This is a genomic window from Psychrobacillus sp. L3, assembly GCF_042945595.1.
Lineage (GTDB): Bacteria > Bacillota > Bacilli > Bacillales_A > Planococcaceae > Psychrobacillus.
Map to the genome: position 1 here is coordinate 301303 of NZ_CP168493.1, position 20351 is coordinate 321653.

The 20351-nt window shown below is 37.7% G+C and carries 18 protein-coding genes, 7 tRNA genes, 1 pseudogene and 1 riboswitch; of the genes and pseudogenes, 13 read left to right on the top strand and 13 right to left on the bottom strand.

What is annotated here, in order from left to right; translation table 11 throughout:
• The first annotated feature begins 83 nt into the window (after nucleotides 1–83).
• The 6 genes from ACEPXD_RS01495 (at nucleotide 84) to ACEPXD_RS01520 (ending at nucleotide 4955) form a co-directional block, all read left to right on the top strand.
• Nucleotides 84–1589 carry a malate:quinone oxidoreductase gene (locus ACEPXD_RS01495; protein WP_391119246.1) on the top strand — a complete coding sequence of 502 codons (1506 nt, stop codon included), beginning with the start codon at nucleotides 84–86 and terminating at the stop codon, nucleotides 1587–1589.
• 124 nt (nucleotides 1590–1713) lie between these two features.
• Nucleotides 1714–1760, top strand: a riboswitch (PreQ1 riboswitch).
• Nucleotides 1761–1890: 130 nt separating this feature from the next.
• Entirely contained in the window at nucleotides 1891–2391 is a 501-nt protein-coding gene (gene queF / locus ACEPXD_RS01500; protein ID WP_391119248.1) for a preQ(1) synthase, read from the top strand.
• Between the two features lie 120 nt (nucleotides 2392–2511).
• Complete coding sequence (gene queC / locus ACEPXD_RS01505; protein WP_391119250.1) at nucleotides 2512–3171, top strand: 7-cyano-7-deazaguanine synthase QueC; 660 nt, start codon at nucleotides 2512–2514, stop codon at nucleotides 3169–3171.
• Between the two features lie 3 nt (nucleotides 3172–3174).
• Complete coding sequence (queD, locus tag ACEPXD_RS01510) at nucleotides 3175–3648, top strand: 6-carboxytetrahydropterin synthase QueD (RefSeq protein WP_391119253.1); 474 nt, start codon at nucleotides 3175–3177, stop codon at nucleotides 3646–3648.
• The gene (gene queE, locus ACEPXD_RS01515; protein WP_391119255.1) at nucleotides 3641–4369 is read left to right on the top strand and encodes a 7-carboxy-7-deazaguanine synthase QueE; all 729 of its coding nucleotides are present in this window, start codon (nucleotides 3641–3643) and stop codon (nucleotides 4367–4369) included. Before queD ends, queE begins: the two co-directional genes overlap by 8 nt.
• Before the next feature lie 46 nt (nucleotides 4370–4415).
• The gene (locus ACEPXD_RS01520; RefSeq protein ID WP_151698543.1) at nucleotides 4416–4955 is read left to right on the top strand and encodes a VUT family protein; all 540 of its coding nucleotides are present in this window, start codon (nucleotides 4416–4418) and stop codon (nucleotides 4953–4955) included.
• 85 nt (nucleotides 4956–5040) lie between these two features.
• On the opposite strand, the gene ACEPXD_RS01525 is transcribed toward ACEPXD_RS01520, so the two are convergent.
• The 11 genes from ACEPXD_RS01525 to ACEPXD_RS01575 form a co-directional block, all read right to left on the bottom strand.
• Entirely contained in the window at nucleotides 5041–5859 is an 819-nt protein-coding gene (locus ACEPXD_RS01525) for a purine-nucleoside phosphorylase (RefSeq protein ID WP_391119258.1), read from the bottom strand.
• Between the two features lie 260 nt (nucleotides 5860–6119).
• Nucleotides 6120–6995 carry a radical SAM/SPASM domain-containing protein gene (locus tag ACEPXD_RS01530; protein WP_391119260.1) on the bottom strand — a complete coding sequence of 292 codons (876 nt, stop codon included), beginning with the start codon at nucleotides 6993–6995 and terminating at the stop codon, nucleotides 6120–6122.
• A gap of 159 nt (nucleotides 6996–7154) precedes the next feature.
• Nucleotides 7155–7967 (bottom strand): aldo/keto reductase, encoded by an 813-nt coding sequence (locus tag ACEPXD_RS01535; protein WP_391119262.1) that lies wholly within the window; start codon nucleotides 7965–7967, stop codon nucleotides 7155–7157.
• Nucleotides 7968–8516: 549 nt separating this feature from the next.
• Nucleotides 8517–8588, bottom strand: a tRNA-Glu gene (locus tag ACEPXD_RS01540).
• A 6-nt stretch (nucleotides 8589–8594) separates the two neighbouring features.
• Nucleotides 8595–8685: transfer RNA gene (locus ACEPXD_RS01545), tRNA-Ser, on the bottom strand.
• Nucleotides 8686–8719: 34 nt separating this feature from the next.
• A tRNA-Gly gene (locus ACEPXD_RS01550) sits at nucleotides 8720–8790 on the bottom strand.
• Nucleotides 8791–8795: 5 nt separating this feature from the next.
• A tRNA-Phe gene (locus ACEPXD_RS01555) sits at nucleotides 8796–8871 on the bottom strand.
• Between the two features lie 143 nt (nucleotides 8872–9014).
• Nucleotides 9015–9090, bottom strand: a tRNA-Asp gene (locus ACEPXD_RS01560).
• Nucleotides 9091–9093: 3 nt separating this feature from the next.
• Nucleotides 9094–9168, bottom strand: a tRNA-Met gene (locus tag ACEPXD_RS01565).
• A 100-nt stretch (nucleotides 9169–9268) separates the two neighbouring features.
• A tRNA-Ser gene (locus tag ACEPXD_RS01570) sits at nucleotides 9269–9361 on the bottom strand.
• Between the two features lie 872 nt (nucleotides 9362–10233).
• Nucleotides 10234–10878, bottom strand: coding sequence for a hypothetical protein (locus ACEPXD_RS01575; RefSeq protein WP_391119264.1), 645 nt, complete (start codon nucleotides 10876–10878; stop codon nucleotides 10234–10236).
• 169 nt (nucleotides 10879–11047) lie between these two features.
• Here ACEPXD_RS01575 and tlp point away from each other — a divergent pair, with 169 nt between their 5' ends.
• From tlp to ACEPXD_RS01590, 3 genes and pseudogenes are all read left to right on the top strand, one after another.
• Nucleotides 11048–11290: a small acid-soluble spore protein Tlp gene (gene tlp / locus ACEPXD_RS01580; RefSeq protein WP_391119267.1), complete on the top strand. Its 243-nt coding sequence runs from the start codon at nucleotides 11048–11050 to the stop codon at nucleotides 11288–11290.
• 593 nt (nucleotides 11291–11883) lie between these two features.
• Nucleotides 11884–13498, top strand: a pseudogene (locus tag ACEPXD_RS01585) (DEAD/DEAH box helicase).
• Nucleotides 13428–14207: a YqhG family protein gene (locus tag ACEPXD_RS01590; protein ID WP_391119269.1), complete on the top strand. Its 780-nt coding sequence runs from the start codon at nucleotides 13428–13430 to the stop codon at nucleotides 14205–14207. The pseudogene ACEPXD_RS01585 and the gene ACEPXD_RS01590 overlap by 71 nt, the downstream one beginning before the upstream one ends.
• A 159-nt stretch (nucleotides 14208–14366) precedes the next feature.
• Here ACEPXD_RS01590 and ACEPXD_RS01595 read toward each other — a convergent pair whose 3' ends face one another.
• Together ACEPXD_RS01595 and guaD are read right to left on the bottom strand one after the other, a co-directional pair.
• Nucleotides 14367–15713 carry a uracil-xanthine permease family protein gene (locus ACEPXD_RS01595; protein ID WP_391119271.1) on the bottom strand — a complete coding sequence of 449 codons (1347 nt, stop codon included), beginning with the start codon at nucleotides 15711–15713 and terminating at the stop codon, nucleotides 14367–14369.
• A gap of 30 nt (nucleotides 15714–15743) precedes the next feature.
• Nucleotides 15744–17111, bottom strand: a complete 1368-nt coding sequence (gene guaD, locus ACEPXD_RS01600) for a guanine deaminase (RefSeq protein WP_391119273.1) — start codon at nucleotides 17109–17111, stop codon at nucleotides 15744–15746.
• A 332-nt stretch (nucleotides 17112–17443) separates the two neighbouring features.
• Here guaD and ACEPXD_RS01605 point away from each other — a divergent pair, with 332 nt between their 5' ends.
• The 4 genes from ACEPXD_RS01605 to ACEPXD_RS01620 all read left to right on the top strand — a co-directional run bounded on the left by ACEPXD_RS01605 (nucleotide 17444) and on the right by ACEPXD_RS01620 (nucleotide 20351).
• The gene (locus ACEPXD_RS01605) at nucleotides 17444–18043 is read left to right on the top strand and encodes a histidine phosphatase family protein (protein ID WP_391119275.1); all 600 of its coding nucleotides are present in this window, start codon (nucleotides 17444–17446) and stop codon (nucleotides 18041–18043) included.
• Between the two features lie 219 nt (nucleotides 18044–18262).
• Complete coding sequence (locus tag ACEPXD_RS01610; protein WP_391119277.1) at nucleotides 18263–19036, top strand: LysM peptidoglycan-binding domain-containing protein; 774 nt, start codon at nucleotides 18263–18265, stop codon at nucleotides 19034–19036.
• Between the two features lie 165 nt (nucleotides 19037–19201).
• Nucleotides 19202–19627: a DMT family transporter gene (locus tag ACEPXD_RS01615; RefSeq protein ID WP_391119279.1), complete on the top strand. Its 426-nt coding sequence runs from the start codon at nucleotides 19202–19204 to the stop codon at nucleotides 19625–19627.
• Nucleotides 19628–19652: 25 nt separating this feature from the next.
• Nucleotides 19653–20351, top strand: a complete 699-nt coding sequence (locus ACEPXD_RS01620; RefSeq protein WP_391119281.1) for a Crp/Fnr family transcriptional regulator — start codon at nucleotides 19653–19655, stop codon at nucleotides 20349–20351.

Sequence of the window (20351 nt, forward strand, 5' to 3'; positions counted from 1 at the left end):
ACTTTGATAGGGTTACATAGAGACTGAAAAGGTGTGTGAGGAATTCGCACCTACATCTTTTCTTCAAATTTGAGGGTATAAGGATGGGTAAAATGAGCAGAGAAACTAAAACAGACGTCATCTTAATTGGTGCTGGAATCATGAGTGCGACTTTAGGTACGTTTTTGAAAGAATTAGTACCTGAATGGAAAATTACAGTGTTTGAGAAGCTCGACAATGCAGGAGAGGAAAGCTCTAACGAATGGAATAATGCAGGAACAGGGCATGCTGCACTGTGCGAGCTTAACTATACTGTCGAAAAACCAGACGGATCGATAGATATAAGCAAAGCTATTCAAGTTAATGAACAGTTTCAGCTTTCCATGCAGTTTTGGTCTTATCTTGTAAATAGCAAGCTGATACGTAATCCACAGGACTTTATCATGCCATTGCCTCATATGAGTATGGTTCAAGGGGAACAAAATGTAACATTCTTAAATAAACGTTTTGAAGCAATGCTAAATAATCCTCTGTTTCAAGGGATGGAATTTTCCGATGACCCTGAAAAACTGATGGAATGGATTCCACTTATTATGCAAGGGCGTTCATCCAATGAACCTATAGCTGCAACAAAAATCGACTCTGGAACGGATGTTAACTTTGGTGCTTTAACGCGCATATTGTTTGACCACCTGAATAGTCAAAACGTCGATATTAAATATAAACATAGTGTTGATAATATTACTCGTACTAGCGACGGCTCGTGGGAATTGAAAGTTCGAAATGATAGCGGTAACGTAGAACACCATACTGCAAAATTCGTCTTCATCGGAGGCGGTGGAGGTAGCTTACATTTACTGCAAAAATCTGGTATTCCTGAAGGGAAACATATTGGTGGATTCCCGGTAAGTGGAATATTTATGGTATGTAATGATCCGGAAGTTGTAGAACAACATCATGCAAAAGTATACGGTTTAGCTAAGGTTGGAGCTCCTCCAATGTCTGTTCCGCATCTAGACACAAGATTTATCGAAAACAAAAAATCATTGCTATTTGGACCGTTTGCCGGCTTCTCACCGAAGTTTTTAAAAACCGGTTCCATGTTTGATTTGGTAACTTCCGTAAAACCAGATAATCTCGTAACGATGTTGTCGGCAGGTGCAAAAAACATGTCATTGACAAAATATCTGATTGAGCAAGTAATGTTATCAAAAGAACAACGCATGGAAGAGTTACGAGAGTTTATCCCGAATGCGATAAGCGAGGATTGGGATTTAGTAGTAGCGGGTCAACGTGTACAAGTTATCAAAGATACGGAAGCTGGCGGCAAAGGTACACTTCAATTTGGTACGGAAGTTATTAGTGCAGCTGATGGCTCGATTGCAGCATTACTAGGTGCTTCTCCAGGAGCTTCTACTGCTGTTCACGTGATGCTTGAGATATTTAAAAAATGTTTTCCACAACATATAAAAGAGTGGGAACCGAAAATTAAAGAAATGATTCCTTCTTATGGCGTGTCCCTAATGGAAAATCCAGAGCTTCTGCACGAAATTCATACGTCCACAGCAGAAGCGCTTGGCCTAAGCAAAGCAGATTTAGGTAATAGTTAATACTTGGGTACCAGGTACTAAAACAATTCAAAATTGTATTAGAACCTGGTACCCTTCGTTTAAGCAAATGTCTATTTGACGTTTCTGCAAGTATTCTATATCATAAGTAGGTACCCGAACTTAATCGGGAGAGGTTCATAGCTCATACCCTCTATAAAAAACTATGGATACATGACTATTCGCCATGTCCATATATTTGGACGTGGCTTTTTTTGTTTTTATCCTATAAGTTTGGAATAGAATGTTTGGAGATGCCTCTTTTGAAAGTGTTTGGGGAAACACTTTATTAGGAGGTTTTTTTATGTCTGGAAGAAGTCATGAAGAAGGATTAAAGGATTTAACATTGTTAGGTAATCAAGGTATACAATATTCATTTGAATATTCACCAGAGGTATTGGAGTCGGTAGACAGTCTTCATTCTAATCGCGATTATTTCGTTAAATTTAATTGTCCAGAATTCACTAGTTTATGCCCAATTACACAACAGCCTGATTTTGCAACGATGTATATCTCGTACATACCGGATAAAAAAATTGTTGAGAGTAAATCACTAAAATTATATTTATTCAGTTTTAGAAACCATGGTGATTTTCATGAAGATTGCGTCAACATCATCATGGACGATTTAATTAAGTTACTTGATCCAAGGTACATAGAGGTTTGGGGAAAATTCACACCACGTGGAGGAATCTCTATTGATCCATGGTGTAACTATGGCAAACCAGATACCAAATACGAAGAGATGGCAGATTATCGTTTGATGAACCATGATCTATACCCAGAAAAAATAGATAATCGATAAACGAAGAATTGAATAGTTCATATTTAGGAAGAGGTTTTTAGCTACCCTCTTTAAAAAACTAAGAAGAAATCAGCATTCTTTTTAGGGTGCTGTTTTCTCGGTATAAGGGAGTCTTTTCAGATGAAGCAGGAAAAAGCAATTATTGTGTTTAGTGGAGGTCAGGACAGCACGACTTGTCTGTTTTGGGCAAAAGAACGTTTTAAAGAGGTTGAGGCAGTGACTTTTGATTATGGCCAAAGACATATTCTTGAAATTGAATGTGCGAAGGAGATAGCAAAGGAACTCGGTATCAAGCATCATATTCTTGATATGTCGCTTCTGAATCAGCTTGCACCGAACGCATTAACAAGAGAAGACATAAAGGTAGAAGACGGTGAAGATGGGGAACTGCCATCGACTTTTGTCCCAGGCCGTAATCTGCTCTTTCTTTCATTTGCCGGGGTTTTAGCGAGCCAAGTAGGAGCTAAGCATATCGTGACTGGAGTATGTGAAACGGATTTTAGCGGATATCCGGATTGCCGAGATATTTTTGTAAAATCTTTGAACGTAGCGTTAAATTTATCTATGGACGATACCTTTGTGATTGATACGCCGCTAATGTGGTTTAACAAGGCACAAACATGGGAACTTGCCGATCAGCTTGGGGCGCTTGAATTTGTTCGCGAAAGAACGTTGACCTGCTATAACGGAGTAATTGCAGATGGTTGCGGTGAATGCCCGGCTTGTAAGTTGCGTAAAAAAGGGCTTGATGAGTATTTATGCTACAAGAAGGAGTTATAAGGCATGTCTGAATTTAGAATTGTCGATAAGCTCCAAAAAATAGATGAAGATATTCAAAAGAGTCAATTGAAGTATCATGCCAAGCGTGTTCTCGTGAGTAAGGAATTTACCTTTGATGCTGCCCATCATTTACATAACTATGAAGGGAAATGTAAAAATCTTCATGGTCACACGTATCGTGCCGTATTAGGGTTGAGTGGATACACGGATGAACGCGGTTTAATGATTGATTTTGGCGATATAAAAGAAATATGGAAACAAAAAATAGAGATTTATTTGGATCATCGTTATTTAAATGAAACCCTTCCACCGATGAATACGACAGCAGAGAACATCGTTGTCTGGATCTACGAAAAATTGGTGGAAGCTTTGCTTGATTACCAAAGAAATAATGGGGCGCGTGTAGAATTTATCAAGCTGTATGAAACTCCGACAAGTTATGCTGAAGCAAGACGGGAGTGGATGGAAGTTGAGTAAAGTACCCGTTATGGAGATCTTTGGGCCTACGATTCAAGGTGAGGGGATGGTAGTGGGCCAGAAGACCATGTTTGTGCGGACTGCCGGCTGTGACTATTCCTGTTCCTGGTGTGATTCATCGTTTACATGGGATGGCAGTGGCAAGCATCTTATCCTCCAAATGACAGCAGAAGAGATTTGGTCCGAGTTGAAACGTCTAGGGGGCAGTGGTTTTTCATTTGTTACGATTTCGGGTGGAAATCCGGCACTCCTTCGAAACTTGGAAGCACTCATTGCCATTTTAAAAGAAAACGAGATAAAGATCGGAGTGGAGACACAGGGAAGCAAATGGCAGGAGTGGCTGTATGATATCGATGAACTGACGATTTCACCTAAGCCTCCTAGTTCTGGAATGACCACGGACTTTTCTGTGCTCTCTGATATCCTCGGAAAACTTAAAAATCGAAACAGCGAGCAGCATATATCCCTTAAAATAGTTGTTTTCAATCAAGACGATTATGATTATGCCAAACAAGTTCACCTTCGATACCCGGCAATTCCTTTTTATCTCCAAGTTGGTAATGATAACATCACAACGACAGACAATCAACGACTAATCAGTAATTTATTGGAGAAGTACGAAGCGTTGATCGACAAGGTCATTAAAGATGATGAATTAAGAGATGTTAAAGTACTTCCACAGTTACATGCCCTTGTATGGGGAAATAAAAGAGGCGTATAGTGGGCAACCACAAAACTATATATCAATTTATTTGAGGAGCAACATCATGAGAATACTATTCTATTTAATATCTATTGTCACCGCTAATGTGGTGACGGCAGCATTTGCACCATTACATCTAGGGATGTTTATCATTCCTATGGGAACTCTTCTGATCGGAGCAACTTTTATTCTCCGAGATCTTGTGCAGAATAAATACGGGAGAGCAAAGACATACTTGTTTATTATTACAGCTTTGGCATTATCCGCGTTAGTTTCATTCATACTTGGGGATACATTATTAATTGTGGTGGCATCGACACTTTCATTTGTTGTCTCTGAAACAGCTGACACAGAGATTTATACACGATTGAAACTACCGATGGCTTGGCGTGTTTTCTACAGTGGAATCGTGGGAGGATTTTTTGATTCTGTTATTTTCGTCATAATTGGCTTAAGTCCTCTAGGAGCTAATATATTGCCTTGGGAAGCTGTACCAGCCGCTATTTTGGGACAAATTATCGTGAAAACTATTATTCAAATGTTCGGTGCACTGATTTGGAATCAAGTTCATGGAATGAAAGTAAAACGTCTTATTACAGAATAATTGTATGAAAAAGACCTATTCACATTGTTGAATAGGTCTCTTCATATTGAACTCGAAAAATGTCTAACATAAAGTCAGATCAGTATTAGATCTCTCCTAAAACACCTTTAACTAATTCAACAAATTTAACTCTTACCTTACCAGCAACTTCAATTACTTCGTCGTGATTTAATGGCTGATCTAATATTCCACATGCCATATTCGTTAAACAAGAAATACCAAGTACTTTCATATTTGCATGAGTCGCTACAATAGCTTCTGGTACTGTCGACATACCTACAGCGTCCGCTCCTAATGTGCGAATCATACGGATTTCAGCAGGGGATTCGTAGGCAGGTCCACTCCACCAAGCATAGACACCTTGTTGCAAGTGTATGTTTTGTTCGGTCGCTACTTTGGATGCAATATTACGTAAATCCTTGTTATACACTTGTGATAAATCAGGGAAACGAGTTCCTAATTCATCGTTATTTGGTCCCATTAATGGATTGGTTCCAACTAAATTAAGATGATCCGTAATTAACATTAGATCGCCTGGGTTAAAGTTTGTGTTCACAGCACCGCATGCGTTTGTAATAATTAAATTCTCTATACCTAGTGCTTTCATTACACGAACTGGAAAGGTTACTTCATCTAATGTATACCCTTCATAATAATGAAAACGACCTTTCATAGCCGCTACGATTTTGCCATTTAACTCACCAATAACTAGTTCGTTCGCATGACCAATTGCTTCTGATTTTGCAAAGTGAGGAATTGCGCTATATGGAATCTGAACAGGGTTCTTAATTTCATCCGCAAGTGTTCCTAATCCTGAACCAAGAATCAGTCCAATCACAGGGCGGTGATCTGTTTTACTCATAATAAAATCTTTAGCTTCTAATATATCTTGGATGTTGTGCATTCCTAATTCCTCCTTGAAACGTAAAAAACATGTTAACAATAAAATTTTAAGGGATAGAAGGACTATTGTAAAGAAAGCTACATAAATTTCTCTTACGTAGAAAGGGGTTGGGACACTTTTTATCAGTTTGAATTATTTATGATTTAGTGGGAATTCAAAAGGGAAGAGAGTCTGTGGTCGTCCCATTACCCAGGTAATACAAAACGGCCCTCCAATCGAGTTTCAGTGGAGGGCTTCTTATATGATTATTCTAAAAAGATCTAAACCCCGAATCTCTGTCTATAACCGCATTTCCTGCACATTTCTTCTACAGCTTCTCTTCTTGTAAAACCGTCATATAGGGCATTTGCTCGTTCTCCCTCTACAATTTCAGAGAAAGAGGTTTTATTGATATTACCGAGATTGATCACACCTTCACCGTCTAGACAACAAGGGACGACGGTTCCATCGACAAGAATGGCAGCTTGACTGCGAAGGGCATGACAAAATCCTTTGCCATCATCCTCTGGTGCGAGTAAACTAGGCCATTGAAATTCGTGGTCCTGGTTAATATAGATTCGATCTGCGATTTTTATCCCACTGCCTGGTACTACTTTTTCTTCAATCTTGTAATCCAGATTAAATTCTTTTTCCAAGATTTCCAATGTCTCTTGGTTTCTTCTTATATCTTCATTCGTTGCATTCTCTCGTTGAAGATTCCATAATCGGAAGGAAATAATGACACCTTGTTCCGCTGCTTCTTTGGCAAAATTCAGAATGGTTGACAAATATTGTTCGCGATTTGTCGATCCTTCATGACCGTCAAAACTATGAAGCGAGAAGTTCATTTGGCGCAGTGCAGGCTTTCCCAATAATTTATGCCTGTTTTTTGTGATGAGTGTACCGTTTGTTGTTATATTTACCTTAAACCCTTTAGCATGAGCTGCGTCTAGTAATTGGTCTATTCTGGGGTGGAGAAGAGGCTCTCCTTTGACATGAAGATAAATATATTTCGTATGGTCTTTAATTTGATCTAGTATGTTATTGAATGCATCTAATTTGATAATATTTGCTTTTCTGCTCGTAGGAGGGCAGAAGCTACAAGCAAGATTACATACGCTTGTAATTTCGATATACATTTTTTTAAATGTTTTCAATGTTTATTCACCATTCCAGTTCTAATTTATTAAAATGACTATACTCATATTAACAGAATTACATACTACATTGAGCAGATTATTTTAGGGATTCTTTGTCATAGAATGGGGACATGAAAAAACCTGCCTCCGAAAGAAGTCAGGTCTACTCATTTACTATTAAAATTCGATTTCGTCTGGATCTGGGCCAATGCGTTCATTTGTTGCGATTGCATCAATAGCGGTTTGATCCTCAAAAGATAGTTCGAAGTCAAATACGTTTAAGTTTTCTGAAATACGGCTTGGTGTAACTGATTTTGGTAAGGCTACGTGCCCCGATTGCAAATGCCAGCGAATTACGATTTGCGAAGGTGTTTTTTCGTATTTTTTCGCCAATTCATGGAACAAGTCGATCTCCATGAATTTTCCTTGCATCAATGGGCTCCAAGCTTCTACGTGAATACCTTCGCCTTTTAAATATGCTACAAAATCTTTTTGAGGCAACTGAGGGTGTAACTCAATTTGGTTGACCATTGGTGTCATTAAACCGGCATCCTTTAATTGTTCCAGATGATGCTGCTTGAAGTTAGATACCCCGATTGCTTTCACTTTGCCTTCTTCATATAACTCGACAAGTGCACGATACGCCTCTACAATACCATCAACTGGCCAGTGTAATAAGCATAGATCAAGGTAATCGGTATTCAAACGGTCCAGTGATTCTTGAAATGCTTCTTTCGTACGACCAGCACGAATGTCGTCATTCCAAATTTTAGACGTCAAGAATATGTCCTCGCGTGCAACACCAGAAGCGGCGATACCTTTCGCAACACCTTCCTCGTTCTTATAAACAGCAGCTGTATCAATATGACGATAACCTACGCGAAGAGCCTCTTCAACTGCTCCTGGTGCCTCAGTGTCGTTATCAACACGCCACACCCCAAAACCAATTTGTGGTATTTTTAAACCATTACTAAGTGTAATAAAATCCATGTATATCTCTCCTCCCTTTGATTTTATATTACCATTTGCCAGTTTGATAAACCAATAACATGTACCATCTAGAAATACGCTAAAATAATTATCATTCATAATGGCTATCATTAGAATAATAATGTATAAAGGCTGACAGGAAAGGAGACTCAGCATTATGCCATTAGAAATGGGCCGAAACGATATTACGAAAATGTAGGTAAATGCGACAAATACTACACTTCAAATTGGTGGTGGTGCTTATCACATACCAAAATTTGATCTCATAATTTATTTTGTAAAGGCAAAAATCGATCGAACTTGGAAAAAAGTCATTGAAGAAGACTTCAAAAGTAGACAACGCCAAGAAAATAATCAAAAAAACAGGAACCATTAATTGACTCCTGTTTTCTAAAGGAACAAGAAAGTGTATGTTCAAGAATCATTTAAGTAAAATTCAAGGTGCTGAATCTTTAAAAAAAGATCTCAGGAAAAATTTGATTGAGATTGTAATTTAAAGAAAAAAAAGTCCCGAGAATCCATTATAGATTCTCGGGACTTTTTTTAAGATGACCCCTACGGGATTCGAACCCGTGTTACCGCCGTGAAAGGGCGGTGTCTTAACCGCTTGACCAAGGGGCCTACATATGGCGGAGAAGGAGGGATTTGAACCCTCGCGCCAGTTACCCGACCTACACCCTTAGCAGGGGCGCCTCTTCAGCCACTTGAGTACTTCCCCATATGGTTCCAATTGTACTGATTGTTCATGTGTAAGCGGGTGAAGAGAATCGAACTCTCATCATCAGCTTGGAAGGCTGAGGTTTTACCACTAAACTACACCCGCATAAATGGTGGCTCAGGACGGAATCGAACCGCCGACACAAGGATTTTCAGTCCTTTGCTCTACCGACTGAGCTACTGAGCCTCTTCGATTTATGCTAAGCGGCGCAACTCTTCGTCAGCTGCACTCGTTCAATCAGTTACGTACTTGAGTACGTTCCTTCTTTCACTCGATTGCTTCCTTGATCTGCTTGCTTATCCTAAATCTCAATCTAATAAAATATTAAATGGCGGTCCCGACCGGGATCGAACCGGCGATCTCCTGCGTGACAGGCAGGCATGTTAACCGCTACACCACGGGACCATTTGGTTGCGGGGACAGGATTTGAACCTGCGACCTTCGGGTTATGAGCCCGACGAGCTACCACTGCTCCACCCCGCGACAATAATAAAGTTGTAAAAAAACTACGATATTCTAATGAAATTATCATAACACAAAATACCGTGAAAGTTTCAACTTTTTTATAAAAAAGTTGAAAAAATGGAGGAGGAAGAGGGATTCGAACCCCCGCGCGGTATGACCCGCCTGTCGGTTTTCAAGACCGATCCCTTCAGCCAGACTTGGGTATTCCTCCGAGATATTGTTTGGTTGCCGTTTAACTACTAACTAATTATTGGCGACATGATATATTATAAACCGATTTTAATAAAAAAGGCAATACTTTTTTTAAAAAAAGTATGTAAAAGATAAATACGAAATATTTTATTATCTAATTGATTACGCTTGAACTAAGAAAAAATACACCTCCAATCCTCTTGGAGGGTACTGAAAAACTCTAAACTAATGTTATTTATTGTAGCTATTCGCTGAATTTTTTCTTCAAATAAAAGGATTAGCACAGCGGCAATTTTTTTTGCGACGAGTAACCGTATGGTCAACCGTTTATTAGGTGATTTACTAGAATTAGACTTTTTCAGTACCGCTGTACTTGAGTTTGCATACTCTTTTTGGAAGGGAAATTGATTTTGTTGGAAAAATGGGAGTTTTAGTTGGAATAATGAGACATTTAGTTGGAAAAATCATCTGTTTAGTTGGGATAACTATTTTTTAGGGTATTGCTAACTCTCCATACTACGACCATGTAAAAGAGTGCTGCTGATTCTACAAAAGGGCACTGAAAAACTCTAAATTAGTATTTATTATAGGAACTTATTCGCTGGATTCTTACTTCCTATAAAAGTGTTTAGCACGGCGGTGTAAGACTCCTGCGGGGAAAGCGAGACAGACGTGACCCATTACGAAGCGTAGCGAAGAAAGAGAATCAGGCGCCACGCCACGCGGAAAGCAAATGCCAGACCGCTAAATCCGATTAGCAATTTTTTCTGAGACGAGGAACCGCAGGAGAAAATCTTTGTTGGAAAATTTATTAGAATGACACTTTTTTAGTGCTCTCATCCTTTTGTAGGCTGATTAGAAGTTCTTTTAGTTACTATATATTAATACTCCTTAGTCGTTAATAATTTCTTCGTATCCAATCATATTATCTACATGGCTCGCAATCATAGATATAATTGCATTTGCTTCTTCCTTTTTAAAGGAAAAAGTACTTTCATCTTCGAAAAGTTCCGTGTCCTCTACCCAAATTCGATTGACTCTTCGGAGAACTCCATCTCCATTCGCGCTGTCTATCCCAAATTGATAGGTTACTTCTACCTTATCTTCTATATAGAAAGCGGTAACTTCAGGTGTTTCCCATTCAACGTTGATTTCTTCAAAAGTGACTTCTTCATCTAAAACTTCGTATTCATTACTATTTTCATCTACATAATAGACTTCACTATCATCATCCATAAATTCATGAAACATTTCATGAACGGCATCGACTACATCAGTAATGTCATCCAAAATTATTCTTGTAGGTTGTTGGAGAGTTACATCAAAACTTTCTACGTAAAACTCTTCATTATAGGGATCGAAGAGAAGGGTACAAAAGTAATCTCTATCTTCTTCTGTACCAACAAAAAATTCTATACGTGGATGTTTTGAACCCCGATTGATATTCATATGGCCGACTTGGTCATATTCTTCGCAAATCGATTCCAAATGTTCTTGAAGCTCTCCAGTTACTCTGTTAAACCATTCCATGGACATGTCATTACCGCCTTCTGATCTTTTTTCTTCATTTATGTTGTCCTAGTTTGTTACGTTTATTACATGCTAATTAAATTTATTTTTTACGAAAAATATAGTATGGATAGTTTTAGTTAGATAGGAGACTCTATATTTTGTGTGACCTTATTAAAAAGAAGGAGGAATAAAATTGCCACAAAACACTCCAAAACCGGATGATCGATCAGATAATGTTGAAAAGCTACAAGATATGGCGAAAAATACAATTGGAAATATGGAAGCGGCTGAAGAAGCGATGGGTTTTCTCGATGGTGATGAACGAGAGGCGCTCAGAGAAAAAAATGAACGTCGAAAAAAAAGTCTGGAAGGTTTTCGACAAGAAATTTTAGATGAAGCTGCAGCACGGAAAAATGGCTATTCTGGAGATCATTAATTAATTCTAATAAATTTAAAGTTCAGGTTATAACTAGAAATATTTTTATTCAAAGGACAGATTGGTACGTCGGACTTTCCAACTCAGATTGCTAAAGCACGTGAAGAGAACTATGATTTTAGGTTACAACAAATATCGATCCAGACATCACAAACCATTATGGTAACGATTCTCCTTTTAACTTTACCGCTTATCAAAGTGATGAGAAAGAAAAATAATTACTTGCAGGTAAAAATGAGCCGAATCCTGAAAAACGTAAGGCAATCTACTCTAAATTACAAGCATTATTTGTAAAGGATTTACCAGTCTTCACACTTTACTCTGAATACGACTTCGCGGCTATTTCAGATAAAGTCATTGGTGGATAACCGATATTCTTCGGTTATCATAATAACTTTCAAAATTGGGGTTTATCTTACAAATAGATGTGGCGCTTTATTTACTTTTAATATGTTATAAATAGAAAACCTGGAGCAGTATATGCTCTAGGTTTTCTTTTTTACTTATTTTTAGCGATGAAACCAATTAAAAAACATAGTCAGTTCGTTTTTGGTCAAACTAAGAGAAAGAAAATTTGGCAAGAGGTGATATGCATGATAATTGAAAAGTCGACTGAGTGGAAAGAAGGCTTCATAAAAAGATTAGAAAATGTGGAACCTTGGGATAATTGGACACTATACAATATGAGTTACGACGTAGTTAAAACTAACTTGATTGCAGACTTCACAGGGCTTCAATCTCCCAAATATTTACCCAACTTAACTCCTCTTACCCATCAATTAGAAGTGGCTGAAACGGTTATCGAAAGGATGAATGGAAAAGCAATTCTTGCAGACGAAGTTGGGCTTGGTAAAACCATTGAAGCAGGTTTGATATTAAAGGAATATCTCGTTCGCGGACTAGTAAAAAAAGCGCTAATTTTAGCTCCGGCTTCTCTTATCACTCAATGGGTGGAAGAATTAAACTATAAATTTTACATTCCTGCGATTCCTTATAAAAAAAATACCCCGATTGACTATTATGACATTGTCGTAATGAGTATGGATACTGCAAAGAAAAATCCGCATAGAGAGCTCATATATGCGCAAGAATACGACATGATCATCATTGATGAAGCACATAAACTAAAAAATCACAAAACGCAAATCTACGAGTTTGTTCAAAGTTTAAAGAAAAAGTTTTGTTTGTTGTTAACTGCTACACCTGTGCAAAATAATGTGTTTGAGTTGTTTTATCTCATTTCTTTACTAAAACCAGGACATCTAGGTAATTATGAGACGTTTCAATCTTCGTTTTCTGCAAGTAAACATAATTTAGAGCATGATGATTATTTGAAAGAATTGGTTAATCAAGTGATGGTTAGAAATCGAAGACAAAACACTGGAATTGAATGGACTAATCGTTGTGTTCAAATAATCCCAATCCAATTTACGAAAGAAGAAAAAGAAGTCTATGATTTGATTTTAGCACTTAAAGATGTTTCTTCTGTTTTTTCTGGTGCCTTTTCTATGATTACGTTGCAAAAAGAAATGTGTAGCAGCAAGGAAGCTACATATTTGACCTTAAATAAAATGCGTCAAAATTGTGTGGAGCCAAAAGAGAATGAATACGTGGAGGAAATTATTCAAAAATTGATGGCATTGGAAAAAAACTCGAAAGCTGAAAAAGTGTATGAAATAATTTCACAAGCAAATGATAAGGTTATTATTTTTACTGAATATAAAGCCAGTCAAGCATACTTGCAGTGGTTTTTGAATTCAAAAGGAATTACAAGTGTTCTCTTTAACGGACAATTCAGTAAAAATAAACGTGATTGGATGAAACATCTATTTAAAGAACAAGCGCAGGTACTCATTGCGACAGAATCTGGAGGGGAAGGGATTAACCTTCAATTTTGTCACCATGTCATCAATTATGATTTGCCTTGGAACCCGATGAAATTAGAGCAACGAATTGGACGGGTCCACCGGCTAGGGCAAGAGCATGATGTCCATATTTATAATTTAGCGATCGATAACACCATCGAAAAAGATATATTGGACTTGCTTTACGTGAAGATTAATGTTTTTGAAAAAGTAGTGGGGGAGTTAGACGATATTTTATCTGCGTTCAAAAAATCTATTTGAGGAGGATAAACATGTACCCACAACAAGTGCACAGTTATTTACAAAAATTCTTTCAAGAAAACAATTGCGATATTATAAATGATAATAACTACTATATTACCGTGCAATTAACGATCGATATGGATAAAAAAATTATGAATCGCCCTTACTATTGGCAATACTTAGAAAGTACCAATGGAGTCCCAAATCCAGCCCAATTAACTCTAATCACCGATCAAAATAAGCTGGACGAAGATATTAAAGGCGAAATCGTACACTTTGGTTCTCCACGACTTAATCAGTTGTTTCGAGTAACTAAAGGGCTAGGTGCCTTTGTCCAAATGTTTGAAAAGATAGATAAAATGGAAACTAGAGCTATTTTGACGCCTTGGCTAGGGGTGAATTATAAAGTTACCTATTATAGCGACCAAACAAAAGAAATACTCTATTCTTTAGGAATTAATCTAATGACAGGGGTCATTCAAGAAGGATTTCAGGAATCTATCAGTGACTTGGTCATGGAGGAGTTTATGTCTGAAACCGTCTTTCATTTGCCTTATATTATTAAACCGATTCGTGCATTGGAACGATTAGATGCCGTAATTGAAAATATCATCCAACAAGATGATCATACATGGGAGGAAGAAGCAACAGAGAGATGGCGGAAGGATCTTCGCGTATTGGAGCATTTCTATGAAGAGGTAATCGACAAGCCTGAATGTTACGAGATGGAAAAAAAAGCAATGGAGGAACAGTACAAAGTAAGGATAAAGGTGGAAGTAATAAATGGTGGATTATTTTATAAGAAATAGGAAGAGGGTGGCCAATTGTCCACCCTCTTTTTGGTTGACAAGAAAGCAAAAAATAGAGAATCGGATGATCGAGAGTAGGATGGCTTGTCGGAGGGATTCACAAAACAGGTCATACGGTCATTGCGACAGGATGTCCCAATGACCGTGTGTTCTGTTACACTATTTCGTTATCGGTAATAGTTTATTCAATAAAATTGCTGCTATAGCAGCTACTGCAACAGGTGAACTAAATAAATATTGCAATGTGTTAGGCAAAGCGTATAAAAAATCTTTGGGAATAAGTGTTAAAGCTAATGTTAAGATCATTGGCACTGCGATGACATACATTTCTTTCTCGCCAATTACCTCATTTTTCATTACCTTTAGTCCGCTTATCGCGATCACGCCACAAACGATGACAAAAACCCCGCCGATGACAGCGGATGGAACTGCAGAGATTAGGGCAGATAACTTGCTTGAAAAACCAAATAACACAAACCACGTCCCAGCGGCGATGAAGACACGACGACTAGCAACTCCAGTGATGGAAATAATTCCGGCATTAGTTGAGTATCCAGTAACAGGAGTTGTTCCTAATAAAGAAGCGATAAGACAGCCGATACCTTCACCAATTACGCCGCGGTTAATATTTTTTTCTGTTAACGGCTTGTCTATGACATTACTCACGGCAAACCATGTACCAGTTGTTTCTGCCATTAGAACAACATATATAATAACCATCGTAATAATTGCAGATGGATTAAAAGAAAAGCTAAAATCGACAAATGGGATTTGTGGCAAGCTAAACCATTTTGCCTCACCAACAGCGGATAAATTCAATACTCCCATAAAGTTTGCGGCAATGCACCCTACGATTAAAGCGATAATGACGGAAGCAATGCGGAACACTCGACCTTTCTTGCCGAACAAAGATCCTAACATTACACATAAAATGAGCACAGCACCAGAGATAAGAGCCAAATAGATATTTTGTGCAACAGTAGCACCAGCCGCATTGTAAATATTATCATTTAATGCGACAGGCATTAACGAAAGTCCGACCACGAAAATGATTGTCCCACCAACTATAGTTGGTACAAAGGTCTTAACCAGTTTATTGAAAATACCTGTAAAACCTAAAATGATAACTAAAATAGAAGCTATTAAACTAGCCCCTAAAACTGTTCCCCAACCAATTATACCCCCACCACTAGCTGCATAAATCCCTACAATAGCTCCAATGGGAATAAAAGAAGGACCTTGGGCAACTGGTAACTTCATACAGAAATAAGTTTGTACAATTGTTGCAATTCCTGCGGCAATAAAAGTAGATTGTATCAATGCCGTGGATTGACCAGACTGTAAAGAGATTAGCATGGCAATGATGAAAGGTACCACGTAAACGTCCATCGCAAGTACATGTTGCAAACCAAGTAAAGTGGATTGACCTAGTGAAACTTTTTCATCAGGACCAACCGTTAGTCTTGGATTATTATTGTGAGCTTGTTTATGTGTAGGTATTTCCATTGGTAATGAGCACCTCCGAGTTTTTTTGTATTACAATCGTGAATGAACTTTTTCTCCTTGAATCCATATTGTGCGAATATTTTCTGGTCGAGCAAGATACATTATTTTTTGGAACACATCGTTTAAGTCTTCATGCTCGTTAAAAATCGGTAGTTTTGCAGATGCTATTTTTGTATCAATGATTTGTACATCCCAAGCATGGTTTTCTGCTAAACGACCAATAGGTAAGCTCAAACTTTCTCCTCCACCAGCGGTTGCTAAATAGAATGCTTCATTTATTGTGATCCGTGAAGCTGGCACGCCACGTTCATCAGCGGGAAGAGCCGGATTAACACCATCCTCTAACATTCTTGAAGACATCACAGCTTGTCTTGCATTATCGAAAAGACTAGGTGAAAAGCCACCAGAAATATCAGAACCTAAACCAATCTCAACACCTTTGGAATGCAAATGAGCAATAGGAATAACGCTATTGGCAAAGTAAGTATTGGAAATTGGACAATGGGCAACGGCGGTTCCCGTTTCGGCAAATAAATCTGCATCGTCCTCATCTAAGAAATTACAATGCGCCATTACGGACTTATCGCGTAATAGACCAAAATCATTCAATGCAAAGGCATCGTTCTTTTGAAAACGTTCTTTGACATAACTATGTGCCCAGTCACTTTCACTACAGTGCGATTGAACATACGTATCGTATTTGGCAGCAAGTTCTCCTAAACCTTTTAAACCTTCTTCAGTACAGCTTGGAATAAAGCGAGGAGTGACTACTGGGTACACCCCTTGTTTAGTTGATTTTGCTAATTCCTTGACAGCTAAAATAAATTCTTCCGTATCAGCTAATGCAGTTTGAGTATCTGCATCCCGATAAAATGTTGGATTTTGTTCAGGGTCATCCATTACAACTTTTCCAACTAGACCGCGTTGCCCTTTTTTCGCACAGATTTCAGCTAGTAATAAACTTGCTTCTTTATGGACAGTTGCAAAATAAAGTGCCGTCGTAGTTCCGTTTGCGAGCAAAGTACTTACTACGTCTTCGTAGACGTTTTTTGCAAAAGCTAAATCTGAAAACTTAGACTCAAGTGGGAATGTATACGTATTTAACCAGTCATAAAGTGGAATATCTAATGCAGTTCCGGATTGTGCCCATTGCGGCGCGTGTACGTGCAAATCCACGAAACCTGGTAAGAAATATTGACCTTCTTCTAAACGATGAAAGTTTTCTTTTCCTTGATAAGTGTCTAATAAGTCTTGATAGACTGTATCCTCTGGAGCGACTATTTTTTCAATCATTCCGTTGCTGTTAATGCAGAATAGGCAATCATAAAGAATTTCTACTTCTTTTGGTGATTTACTGGTAAAAGCTGTCCCTTGAAAAATTTGCGTATACTCTCTCATAAATTCCGCCTTAATGTTCGTATTTTGAAATCATATTCGCTATTATAGAGCAAAATAAATATAGAGTATAGATAATAAGCGAATAATTTTTGAAATATATTTTATAATGTTTGTGTTTTGTAATATTTTTAGAAAATACTTGAATTAATTGAAGGTAAATATAACTTAGTTATTATAATTCTTAGATTATTTTTCTTATTATGGTCCGTTTTAGGTATAATTTAAATTAAATTATAGAAACTAGGTAATTTTGAGAGATTGAATGTTACTTCGATTTGCTAAGCGAACGCTAGCTGAAGAATATGATTGAGACTGAATTAGGAGTGAATCAATTGGAATTACTTATTATTAGACATGGACAATCGGAAGCTGATTTACTAGGGGTACACGAAGGTAAAGCGGATTTTCCTTTAACGGAGTTGGGGGAGCAGCAAGCACGAAGAATGTCTGATTATGCGGCAAACCATTTCCCACCAGACATTATTATAGCCAGTCCATTAAAACGAGCGAAAAGAACGGCTGTCATCTTAAAAAAAGCAATAGGCTGTGAATTAATTGTAGAAAATGACTTAATGGAATTTAATAATGGGGTGCTTGCAGGGCTTTCGAGAGAAAAAGCGGCTGTCAAATATCCATTACCCCCGAATGGGCGACCAGCTCATATACCAATTGAAAATGGCGAGTCCGACTTGGAGCTTCGTTTTCGAGCAGAAAGGATTTTTCAAAAAGTTATTTTTGACTACAGAGATTATCAAAGAGTGGCGATTGTCTCTCATGGTGGTTTAATCTCACATTTGCTTAAAGCGTTTCTACGTCAGCCGAATTCCAGTGAGTTTGCATTTGCAACAGGTGATACAGGTATTCATTTACTAGAAATAAAAGAGAATGTGAGAGTTATAAGGTTTCTGAATAGACTGGAGCACTTAAACTAAAAAGGGTCGCATTTATGATATCTATTTACTGTATATTTAGTGCATGTGAATACCTTTAAAAAGCCCTATAAATTCTTCCATTAATGAAAATATTACAATTGTATCAATGTGTCGAATTTTGTCATTTAAATGATATCTCCTTCACACGAATCTGCAATAGTCCTGTCATCTTCTGGTGGTAAACTAAGTTTTGTTAGTGAAAAGGAGGAAATTCATCTTATGAAAAAACACATTATTGCACTAGCAGCAATCGTAACACTATCAGTAGGAGCGACGGGACAAGCTTCCGCATCGACTATTCATACGGTAGAAAAAGGAGATACGCTTTGGGCCATTTCGAAAGAAATGAATGTAAGTGTACAAGATTTACAAGAATGGAACGGTCTTGATACAACAGTTATATATCCATCTCAACAGTTAAAGGTAGAGGAATCAGCTGATACATATAAAGTTGTCCTAGGAGATACACTTTTCGATATTGCGAAAGAACATAATTTAACGGTCGATGATTTAATGGATCACAATCAGCTTAAAAGCGATTTAATCTTTCCGGGAGATGAATTAGTACTTGAAGGAACAAAGGTTGTTCAAGCTAAAGTAAATACTGCTTCATCGCCTACCGCTCAATCATCTAATACATCAAACGAAACTACTAAACCTGTTGCGAAAACAGTTGTAAAAACTGCTCAACCAAAGTCTGCAACAAAAGAGATAACTGTATCTTCAACAGCTTATACAGCATCATGTAAAGGATGTTCGGGGGTGACTTCTACAGGCATCGACTTACGTGCAAATCCGAACAAAAAAGTCATTTCTGTAGATCCTACAGTCATTCCACTTGGCTCAAAAGTTTGGGTAGAAGGGTATGGGGAAGCGATTGCCGGAGATACGGGTGGATCAATTAAAGGAAATAAAATAGATATTTTCTTTCCAACAAAAGATTCAGCGCTCAATTGGGGCCGTAAAACGGTTAAAGTAAAAATTTTAAATTAAAAATGCAGAAAAAATTTTCCTATATAACATGCTCTAAAAACAAGAATCATTTGTTTTAGAGCATGTTATTTTTGAGTGGAGTAAAATATAAGGACATATGTCCTTTCCAAAACGGATGGATCTATCTTTAAATAGAGATAACAAGTCGAATGGGGGAAATGCAAAATGAAAGGGATCTTCTTCGCGTTATTAGGTGGTGCATTTATTACTTTGCAAGGTGTTGCTAATGCCCGAATTAGTCAAGATATTGGTACGTGGCAGACGGCAGCAATTACACAATTTACCGGGTTTGTGCTAGCTTTGTTCATCGTTTTGTTCGTACGTGATGGCAAGTGGCAAATGTTAAAGCAAGTGAAACCGTTATATTTAACTGGTGGGGCCATGGCCGCAGTTATTATTTTTAGTAATATTACATCTATTCGTCAAATTGGCGTAACGCTTACTATATCTGCAGTTTTAATTGCCCAACTAAGTTTGACGTTTGTCATTGATATTAATGGTTGGTTTGGTGTAGGTAAGCAGCAGATGAAATTACCCCAGTTTATCGGTATGGGAATGATGGTAGTTGGTGTTGTGATGTTAGGACTTTGAATGGCTAGCAGGGAGGCGAAAAACCATGAAGCAAATGAAGGATCGTGAGCAACTCAATTATTATTTACATTCTCATCAAATAGCATCTGTATTTAACAAAGAGTTAATGCCCTACTTGTCGTTATATAATTTTGATCAAGGAGAAATTATTTGTGAACAGGGAGAACCCCAAAGTCATCTATATATCCTTGTGAAGGGGAAGATAAAAATTTTTATGACCTCTTCCGAAGGGCATAAGCTAATTATTGCTTTTAAATCCCCGCTTGAAATAGTGGGGGATATTGAATTCATACAAAATATTGAGTTGATCAATACGGTTGAAGCTGTCACGCAAGTTTGTATGATTGGGATCCACTACGATTGGTTAAAAAAGTATGGGATGAACTATCCTCCTCTCCTGCAGTTTTTACTTAAGGTCATTACAAGGAAATTTCGTATTAAGGATAATTCTTTTAGTTTTAACATGATGTATCCAGTAGAGGTACGTTTAGCAAGTTATTTAATGTCCATATCTTTTGATGAATCGAATACTAATTTTAAAGGTCGGCTCCCTATAAAAGATTTGAAAGATGCTGCTGGTCTTATCGGAACGAGCTATCGACATCTAAATCGAGTCATTAATCAGTTATGCGCAGATGGGTTAATTGAACGTAATAAAGAGTTTATCAACGTAAAAGATCGTGATGGGTTAAGTGTTCTTGCTAACCACAATATTTATGAATGA